6 protein-coding genes and 1 rRNA gene are annotated in these 10,168 nt (G+C 45.4%); 2 read left to right on the forward strand and 5 right to left on the reverse strand.

The annotated features are described in order from the left end of the window. Positions 1-316 (reverse strand): 16S ribosomal RNA (locus tag L5M18_RS22020); the annotation flags it as partial. 877 nt (positions 317-1,193) lie between these two features. Next, positions 1,194-3,791 carry a bifunctional aconitate hydratase 2/2-methylisocitrate dehydratase gene (acnB, locus tag L5M18_RS22025; protein WP_263198616.1) on the reverse strand — a complete coding sequence of 866 codons (2,598 nt, stop codon included), beginning with the start codon at positions 3,789-3,791 and terminating at the stop codon, positions 1,194-1,196. A gap of 434 nt (positions 3,792-4,225) precedes the next feature. Between acnB and hxpB the strand changes: the two genes are divergently transcribed. Together hxpB and L5M18_RS22035 are read left to right on the forward strand one after the other, a co-directional pair. Further along, positions 4,226-4,885, forward strand: coding sequence for a hexitol phosphatase HxpB (hxpB, locus tag L5M18_RS22030; RefSeq protein ID WP_263198617.1), 660 nt, complete (start codon positions 4,226-4,228; stop codon positions 4,883-4,885). A 95-nt stretch (positions 4,886-4,980) separates the two neighbouring features. Beyond that, on the forward strand, positions 4,981-5,322 hold the full coding sequence (locus L5M18_RS22035; protein WP_263198618.1) for a DUF2845 domain-containing protein: 342 nt from the start codon (positions 4,981-4,983) through the stop codon (positions 5,320-5,322). An 80-nt stretch (positions 5,323-5,402) separates the two neighbouring features. Here L5M18_RS22035 and L5M18_RS22040 read toward each other — a convergent pair whose 3' ends face one another. The 3 genes from L5M18_RS22040 to L5M18_RS22050 form a co-directional block, all read right to left on the reverse strand. Further along, positions 5,403-7,445 (reverse strand): M13 family metallopeptidase, encoded by a 2,043-nt coding sequence (locus L5M18_RS22040; RefSeq protein ID WP_263198619.1) that lies wholly within the window; start codon positions 7,443-7,445, stop codon positions 5,403-5,405. 228 nt (positions 7,446-7,673) lie between these two features. Then, entirely contained in the window at positions 7,674-9,890 is a 2,217-nt protein-coding gene (locus tag L5M18_RS22045) for a patatin-like phospholipase family protein (RefSeq protein ID WP_173913156.1), read from the reverse strand. A 49-nt stretch (positions 9,891-9,939) separates the two neighbouring features. Then, positions 9,940-10,168: transposase (locus L5M18_RS22050; protein ID WP_411569183.1), on the reverse strand; the 229-nt coding region annotated here is incomplete at its 5' end.

Genomic DNA, 10,168 nt, shown 5'->3' on the forward strand with positions numbered 1-10,168 from the left:
GTGTGGCTGATCATCCTCTCAGAACAGCTAGGGATCGTCGCCTTGGTGAGCCATTACCTCACCAACTAGCTAATCCCACCTAGGTTCATCCAATCGCGGAAGGCCCGAAGGTCCCCTCCTTTCCCCCGTAGGGCGTATGCGGTATTAGCAGTCGTTTCCAACTGTTATCCCCCTCGACTGGGCAGATCCCTAGGCATTACTCACCCGTCCGCCGCTCGCCGCCTCAGGAGTAAACTCCYTTGCGCTGCCGCTCGACTTGCATGTGTTAGGCCTGCCGCCAGCGTTCAATCTGAGCCATGATCAAACTCTTCAATTAAAGTTTTGTTGCTTCCGTCTTGCGACTTTAGCGGCTCAATGAATTCTGATTTTTTGTTTCTTGCACTCCCTATAAAAGAAGGGCTGAAACAAACTGTACATATTACTACGAACACTCATTGTTACATTGATTTAAATTTTTCACTGCCAACCCGAAGGTTAAGCAGTTTCGATTAACTCAACACCTGTGAGTGTCCACACAGATTTCTTGTTTTATCTTGTTAAAGAGCAACTCAACCTCGTAAGAGAAGGTGAGTACCACACTGAGCGTCGAACGCTTCCAGTTGGCTAGGGCTGCGTATTTTACGCATTTCCCGTTTCGCGTCAAGGAGTTTTGCAAACTTTCTCAACACTCATCAATTAGTAAACTCATCGATGAACTGTCACATCAGGCTGCTTAACGCTGTCTGCCGTGTCAGTGGATGCGCATTATAGGCAGCAGAGGATTTTGTGCAACCCCTATTTTAAGGAAATTTGCAGTTAATGCTAATTATCTAATCTAGTCACATCATACCCACCACTTACCCCCAAAGTTATCCACAACTCAGTCAAGGCTGCGCCTCTGTTTCGCATTATGTATAGCCAAAAGCCATCAGATGATTTGTTGATAGTTATGAAAATAGAAGACTTTCGTCTTTTAAAAAGAAGATTAAACGGGGCTAAGCGTGAGATTGACCTACGGATCGGCTTAAATGGATTTTTTAATGACGACAACGCGTGACCATTAGTAAGTAGCGAGTTTGTGATGTAAGAACTGAAGGCATGACTATGATAGGGTTCATTGGTGCATATATGCATATAGATGTAGAAATAAAACAAACCCACAAAAAAGCCAGCTTGCGCTGGCTTTTACATCAAGTTACCTTAACGGCAATCGATTACACAGCTGTCTGGAAGATCACTTCCGATGCTTTTTTTGTGTAAGACTCGATTTGGTCGAAGTTCAAATAACGGTATGTGTCAGCTGCAGTTGCGTCTAACTCTTTAGCGTATTCTTGATATTCTTCAGGTGACGGCAGACGACCTAACAGTGCAGCAACCGCAGCCAGTTCAGCAGAGGCTAAGTAAACGTTAGCACCTGTACCTAAACGATTAGGGAAGTTACGGGTAGAAGTCGATACCACAGTTGAACGTTCAGCTACACGTGCTTGGTTACCCATACACAGTGAACAACCTGGGATCTCGATGCGCGCGCCTACACGACCAAAAATCGCGTAGTAGCCTTCTTCAGTCAGTTGATCTCTATCCATTTTAGTCGGTGGTGCAATCCACAGACGTGTTGGCAGAGTTTTAGCAAACTTGTCTAGCATCTTACCGGTTGCGCGGAAGTGACCGATGTTGGTCATACAAGAACCGACGAACACTTCATCAATCTTAGTTTGCGCAACAGATGACAGTAAAACGGCATCATCAGGATCGTTTGGCGCACACAGGATTGGCTCTTTGATGTCATTTAGGTCGATTTCGATTACTGCAGCGTACTCAGCATCTTTATCGGCGCTCATCAGCTCAGGATTGGCTAACCACTCTTGCATGCCTTTGATACGACGTTCAATCGTACGACGATCGCCATAACCTTCAGCGATCATCCACTTGAGCATGATGATGTTTGAGTTCAGGTATTCAATGATAGGTTCTTTGTCTAACTTGATGGTACAACCGGCAGCAGAGCGCTCAGCTGAAGCATCAGACAGTTCGAAAGCTTGTTCAACTTTCAGTGATTCTAAGCCTTCGATTTCCAGTACGCGACCAGAGAAGATGTTTACTTTACCTTTCTTCTCAACGGTCAGCATGCCCAGTTCAATGGCTTTTAATGGGATAGCATGGACCAGATCACGCAGTGTGATACCCGGTTGCATTTTGCCCTTGAAGCGCACTAATACGGATTCAGGCATGTCGAGTGGCATAACGCCAGTCGCAGCAGCAAACGCTACTAAGCCAGAACCCGCTGGGAATGAAATACCAATTGGGAAACGCGTATGTGAGTCACCACCCGTACCAACTGTATCTGGTAGCAGCATACGGTTTAACCATGAGTGGATAACACCATCACCTGGACGCAGTGATACACCGCCGCGGTTCATGATGAAATCTGGCAGAGTATGATGTGTGTTCACATCAACTGGCTTTGGATAAGCCGCAGTGTGGCAGAATGACTGCATAGTCAAATCAGCACTGAAACCTAAACAAGCTAAATCTTTCAGCTCATCACGGGTCATAGGACCTGTCGTGTCTTGTGAGCCGACAGACGTCATCTTAGGTTCGCAGTATTGACCAGGACGCACACCCGCTACGCCACAAGCTTTACCGACCATCTTCTGCGCAAGCGTATAACCTTTACCGGTATCAGCGACATCTTGAGAACGTACAAAGACGTCAGATAACCCTAAGCCTAATACGTCACGGGCTTTGTCAGTTAAACCACGACCGATGATCAATGGAATACGACCACCAGCACGAACTTCGTCTAACAAGACTTCCGTTTTTAAGCTGAATTCTGAAATTACTTCGTCGCTATCGTGACGCTTAACCACACCGGCGTATGGGTAGATGTCAATCACATCGCCCATTTCCATCTTGTTTACGTCAAGCTCGATTGGCAGTGCGCCCGCATCTTCCATAGTGTTGAAGAAAATCGGTGCAATTTTACCGCCAAGGCAGAAACCACCCGCGCGCTTGTTGGGTACGAATGGAATATCATCGCCCATAAACCACAGTACTGAGTTAGTCGCAGATTTACGTGATGAACCCGTACCCACAACGTCACCCACATATACTAATGGATGACCTTGTGCTTTTAATGCTTCGATTTTTTTCACTGGGCCAACGGCGCCAGCAACATCAGGCTCGATACCATCACGGGCGTTTTTCAGCATAGCTAACGCGTGCAATGGGATATCAGGACGTGACCATGCATCTGGTGCAGGTGACAAGTCATCGGTGTTGGTTTCACCAGAAACTTTAAATACTGTCAGAGTGACTTTGTCGGCCAGTTTTGGACGGCTTAAATACCAATCTGCATTCGCCCACGCTTCAACCACTTGCTTAGCAAACTCATTGCCCGCTTCCATCTTCTCAACCACATCGTGGAAAGAATCAAACATCAGCAGAGTGTGAGATAGCGCTTTAACGGCTAAAGGTGCTAACGCTGGATTATCCAGCTGCGCGATCAGAGGTTCGATGTTGTAGCCGCCTTGCATTGTGCCTAATAACTCAGTAGCACGCTCAGCAGACAGAATCGGTGATTTTTCAGTGCCTTTGGCAACCGCATCTAAAAAAGCAGCTTTAACATAAGCAGCTTCATCAACACCTGGGGGAATTCGATTTTCAAGCAGGTCGAGAACGAAAGCCTCTTCACCTGCGGGTGGATTTTGAACTAACTTAACCAGTTCAGCCACTTGATGTGCATCTAATGGCTTAGGGACTACGCCCTCTGCAGCACGTTCTGCGACGTGTTTACGATATGCTTCTAGCACGGCAACATTCCTCTTTGTTTGGCGCTCTAACAACGAAACTGCACGTCTTCTTAATTGAAGCTGACAGTCCGACATGATCGACCCGTATTTCCGGCCTGCAGTATACTACAGCTTTGCAAAAGTATGAATCAGGTCACACTCGGCAAAAAGCGAAATAAGGACTAAATCCGGCGGCGAATGCCAACTTACGGGAAGATTAAAACAAGTGAAATTAGACAATAGTTTGAAAACAGACAAAAAACCATACACTACAAATAGTTAACAATGTTTCATTAATTTTAAATCGAACAAGCAATTTTCCGCGCCCCAGAGCAAATAGGTATAAATTTTTCTCATCTTGCTGCATTTTGGCTTTTAAGATGCAGTGCGAGAACTTACACTCAGGCTTAATTTACTGCATATCTCAGTTATTTCCTTAGTCCATCGGAGTACCAATGACATCCCTTAGCATTCAAGCCGTTATTTTTGATATGGATGGCGTTTTAATCGATTCAGAACCCCTATGGCAGCGAGTCGAGTATGAAGTGTTATCTGCACTTGGCGTGCCAGTGACGATAGAAACGATTCAACAAACCACGGGCTTACGCATCGATCAATGCGTCGATTATTGGTACCACAAGGCACCTTGGCCACACTATGATAATGCCAAGGTCAGCCAAACGATTGTTGATAAAGTTGCAAATGAAATTCTGGTTAGCGGCGAAGCTATGCTGGGCGTTTACGAAACGATTGACCACTGCCAAGCGCTTGGCCTTAAAATCGGCTTAGCGACTTCATCCCCAAACACCATTATCCAAGCAGTATTAACGAAGTTAGATCTCAGTGAAAAGTTTATGGTGATAGAATCGGCTGAACACCTAATCTATGGTAAACCCCACCCAGAAGTTTATTTGAATTGCGCTAAGGCGTTAGATGTTGATCCCCGTTGTTGTCTTGCCATCGAAGATTCCTTTAACGGCTTAATTGCCGCCAGAGCAGCCAACATGCAAACGGTCGCGATCCCTGCGCCAGAACAAAGAGGCGATGCTAAGTGGATTATCGCCCATCATCAGGCCGAGAGTTTGTTGGCATTAACAACAATTTTGGCAAAATAACGTCACAACACACCGAGTTTCTGCAGGGCGGATAAGCTTAGTCTTTGCCCTACGGATAAATAGCACAATAGTGTATGCACCAGAAGGAATTCAATGTGAAGTACCTATCCTTAATACTGCCCATAGGCTTAATACTCATGTCCACCTGTTTACCCGCTAGTGCAGGTGAGACCATGCACTGTAAACAACAAGTGATCAATACGGGCGATACTTTAACGACAGTGCAGGATAAATGCGGATCGCCCAGTGATATTCGAGAATACAGTCTGCCCGCAACTTATCTCAACGCTAACGGAGACAGGGTGATCGATCCCAGCAAGTTGCCAACTGAGTATCAAGAATGGACCTATGACTTTGGACCAACACGCTTAATGCGTCGCCTGTATGCCACTGATAATAAAGTCACAAAAATTGAATCCTTAGGTTACGGACATTAATCGGCAGCATCATAGATTATGGTCATCAATAAAAAAGCCAGACATTGTCTGGCTTTTCTTATTTCAATATGCTGAATTTATTACCAAATTTTCACACGTTCATCTGGTGTTAAATACATTTTATCGCCTTCTTTCATCTCGAAAGCTTTATAGAAGGCTTCCACGTTACGCGGCGTACCCATAGCGCGGTAGTGACTCGGTGAATGCGGATCTGTCAGCAAACGACGGCTCAGCTCTTCATCACGGTAGTTACGACGCCATACTTGCGACCAACCCACGAAGAAGCGTTGCTCACCCGTTAATCCATCAAGCACAGGTGCAGGCTTGCCGTTAAGGCTCATCAAATACGAACGTGCCGCTACAGTTAAACCACCTAAGTCGCCGATGTTTTCCCCTAAGGTCAAATCACCATTAACAAACTTGCCGGGCATTGCCTCATAACCTGAGTATTGGGCAGACAACTGCTTACCGCGTTTTTGGAATTCTTCGCGGTCTTTATCCGACCACCAATCACGCAGGTTACCGTCGCCATCGTACTTAGCGCCTTGGTCATCGAAACCATGGCTGATTTCATGGCCGATCACAGCTCCAATACCACCGTAGTTCACCGCATCATCGGCATCCATATTAAAGAATGGTGGTTGCAGAATCGCAGCTGGGAATACGATTTCGTTTTTCACTGGGCTGTAATAAGCGTTCACCGTTTGTGGCGTCATGCCCCATTCGGTACGATCGATTGGCTTGCCTAGCTTGTTGATCATGTCTTGATATTCAAACTGAGCGTAACGCATGTAGTTACCCACTAACTCGTCAGCCTTAATATCTAAACCTGAGTAATCTTTCCATTTATCTGGATAGCCAATTTTGTAGGTAAATTTAGCCAGTTTTTCTTGAGCGGCAATTTTGGTTTCTGGCGTCATCCACTCAAGTTCATTAATGCTGACTTCAAAACCTTTGATCAAGTTTTTGATCATGGTTTCCATGCGTGCTTTAGCTTCTGGCTTGAAGTATTGCTTAACGTACTCTTCACCCACTAACTCACCAATCACTTGGTCGGCGCCATCAACTGCTTTTTTCCAGCGTGGCTGCTGCTCTTCGATACCCATTAAGGTTTTGCTCTTAAAGGCAAAGTTCAAATCAACAAAGTTTTTACTCAGTAACTCGGCGTAGCTATCCACTAAGTGGAACGCAAGATAATCCTGCCAAGCCGATACTGGGAATGTCTCGAAACTGGCGCCGAGTTTTTCAAAATAAGAGGGCTGACGCACGATCACTTCAGTCACTTTATCGCCTAAGCCCGCACTCGCAGCAAAGGCATTAAAATCGAATTGACCGGTTAACTTTTGCAGTTCAGCACGATCTAACTTGTTGTATGCCTTGTTGGCATCACGGGATTCGACTCGGCTCCACTGACTTTTGGCGATCATCATTTCGATGTCAGCGACGTTTTTAGCCGCACGTTTAGCGTCCTTGTAACCTGCTTCGGTCAGTATGCCTGTCACATACTTGGCCATGGCTTGGCGATTAGCGGCAAACTTAGGATCATCTTTTAGGTAATAATCGCGGTCAGGCAACGTAAGGCCTGACTGGCTTAAATACACCGCATACTGGGTTGAGTTTTTGGCGTCATTATTGACGTAAAAACCAAAGGGAATACCAGAACCCGTCGTCAGTAATTTGCCCATAACAGCGGGTAAGTCAGCGTGCGTTTTTGCGGCTGCGATATCAGCCAGCAAAGGGTTTAGTGGTGTAACACCTAAGGTTTCAAGTAAATCGGTATTCATGAAACTGGCATTGAAATCACCGATTTTCTGCTCATTCGAGCCTGCGGCAGGATTCTTTTTAGCGGCCGCTTCGTCGATAATTTTCTTCAATGCATCTTGGCTTTGGTCGTACAACACAGAAAACGCGCCATAGTTAGATTTGTCAGCAGGAATAGGCGTATTTGCCAACCATTTTCCGTTAACGCTGTAATAGAAATCATCTTGATGGCGAACTGAGGCATCAAAGTTTTGCAATTCAATGCCAGACACCGCGACGGCTTCAGTTTTAGGCTCAGTACTACAAGCCGCTAAACCTAAACTCAAGGCGATACTCAGTGCCAGTGTGCTTATCTTCTTCATTGTTTTCCCCAGCTTCCGTTGAGAGTTATTATTTTTCCCGCAAAACCTTAGCATCTTGGCACGCCTCACAGTAGTAAGATTTTGTAAAAGGATATGACACTTTAGCGACACTCTTAGCTATTTCGGCAAGCTAACTTCCATAGGGATGACGCTTATAGTTTTTCCATCGACCAAAAAGTAAGGGCACAACCTCAGTCATGCCCTTAAGTTCTTTACACAAATCTCAAACTAGAAGTTTTTACCCACAAATAAATAGAAAGACTTATCGCCAAGATCTGTGATCCCAAAACCAAGTGCCGCAGGTCCCATGGAAGTATCAGTACCGATATAAAGACTCGATGCATAAATCAGATCGGTCAGGGTGACATCAGTGCGCTCGTCCCAGACATTCCCCGCCTCTAAGCTCCAACCTAGGTATAGAGGATAATCTGTCATACCTAGCGCATCACGCCCGAGATCATATTGATAAATAAAGGCCCCAAACACTTTATGTGCGCCCATAATTGAGTCTTTATGGTAACCAGATAGGTTTAAGAATCCTCCCAGCTCAGATAAATGCAGCGTATTGACCCCATCATTATTGTTAGTAGCAATTGATGCCTTACCAACAAAAGCGTGGTTACCTACACTCAAGGCACCTTTCCAGTCGGCCTCTATTTGCACGCTAAATTGGTTTTGATTATCGTCGATACTGTCATTGAAATCTTCATTGCGCACGTAAACGTTTAAGGTTACGCGATTACCTGATGTTGGAAAGCTAATGCTATCTAAGCTATCGTAACCGAACCTAAAGTAAGCACCATAGGAACTAAAATCTAAGTCCTGCGTTAGCCAGACATCATTGACTATCGACCCCTTCTCTGCGACTAAGCCTAACTCAATCATCCCTTGTAAGGTGTAGTTATAACCTATGCCTAATTCAATAGTATGGGTTTTCTTGTCGAAGGTTAAGATACGACTGTTATTATCGTATAAGTCCCAATCACGGGTATCGTATTGATAGCGGGCACGGCTAAAGAACTGTTGGTCCCTGTCTAAAGGCTGATAGAACTCAGTTGCAAACAACTTTTCAATGCCGAGTTTGACCTCATTGCGCCACTCTCCACCATTAAAGGTCAAATCGGTCATGGTATAAGCCATGTCAAAACTGATGGCAGATTCTGAATTAAAGTCATCCTCCCAATTAAAGCCCAGTTGGAAATAATTCGGCCCCCAAGACTTAGCCTTAGTAGTGACAGTGAGTATGCGGCCATCCTCACCTTCTACAAATTCAGCATCGACACGCTCAAATTTATTGAGAGAGTAAATACGCTTTAACGCCTCATTAAGCTCGTCTTTAGATACAGCTTGCCCAGGTTTAATATTCAAGGTTTCCGTCAAGAGATTCAAACTCACCTTAGATTGGTTTTCAAATACGATTTCATTAATGGGATGACGTACATCCGCCATTAATAATTTACCTTTGGCTTTTTTAGCCTCGACGTAGGCGGCATATTCCTCAGGGCTCACGCTCATACTGCTCAACTTATAAAGCTGACCATTAGCGGCTTCTTTTCCAAGGGTTAATGCCAGCGGCATAATAGTGAAATCAGTGGTGCTGAGGGCGTCAATCGCGGGTCGGATCAATACATCTTTATCTGTCAGTAATTGTTTTTGTTTTTCAGTGCTGGCATTGGTCAAAAAATTAGAGAGCTGATCCAGTACCGCAATGGTACTGTCTAATTTATCTTTTTTGACCAGAGGCGAGCCAATATCGACGGCGATAATAATATCGGCTCCCATGGCCTTAACCACATCGACGGGCATGTTATTAGCAATACCACCATCGACCAATAACTTGCCTTCAATTTGTGCTGGCTGAAGTGCACCAGGTACAGTTGCAGACGCTTGCATGGCTTTAACCATACTGCCATGACTAATCACCACAGGTAAGCTAGTTTCTAAGTCGGTTGCAACCGCTCGGTAGGGAATGGCTAAATCATCAAAATGACCAAATTGCTGTACCAGATCTGTCGACTGACGTAAAAGTTGCGACATAGTCTGTCCACGTAGCAGACCACTTGGCGCCCTCACTTGGCCTTCGTTATAGCCAATGTTTAACGGAATATTGTAACGGTCGCGTAACTGTTTATCCCTGTAGCTCAAAATATTGCGCGGTATGGTGTCCGAGTAGCCACTGTCCCAGTTGACCCCCATCATGATAGCTTCCACTTCACTCGCACTGTAACCCAGTGAATACATGCCAGCGACATAGGCGCCAATGCTGGTGCCCGCGATATAATCGACTGGGATGTTATGTTCTTCTAATATTTTGAGCACGCCCACGTGAGCAGCGCCTTTAGCACCACCACCACTGAGTACGACACCAATTTTAAGGCGCTCTGCAGCCAAAGACGGGGTAACACACAAACACAAAATAATAGAAGCGAGTAGTTGACGCATCATGTGAGGCTACTTTTTATGGGATAAAAATCCAGGGTGAGATTACGAGTGGTCATTTAATAACCACACTCATGCCGGCTTCAAGCACCGCATCCAAATAAGCCTCATTCATCAATGCCTGACGCTGCTTTCTTCTGATACTCATTTTTCGCTTCTCAGCGCGTAACATATTCAAACCAAAGTGTCGCATCGTGGCAAGATTAGTCGCTGCATTACCACGGTATATCTGGCACGCATCCTCACCTAAACTCACATCCAGCACCCAGTGCAACTGGTTTTCG

Source organism: Shewanella sp. SM20, assembly GCF_025654545.1.
Classification (GTDB): Bacteria; Pseudomonadota; Gammaproteobacteria; order Enterobacterales; family Shewanellaceae; genus Shewanella; species Shewanella oncorhynchi.

What these genes read in the sequence shown, in the direction of transcription:
- hxpB (WP_263198617.1), top strand. Translation starts at nt 4,226, where the DNA reads ATGACATCCCTTAGCATTCAAGCCGTTATTTTTGATATGGATGGCGTT.
- L5M18_RS22040 (WP_263198619.1), bottom strand. Translation starts at nt 7,445, where the DNA reads ATGAAGAAGATAAGCACACTGGCACTGAGTATCGCCTTGAGTTTAGGT.
- L5M18_RS22045 (WP_173913156.1), bottom strand. Translation starts at nt 9,890, where the DNA reads ATGATGCGTCAACTACTCGCTTCTATTATTTTGTGTTTGTGTGTTACC.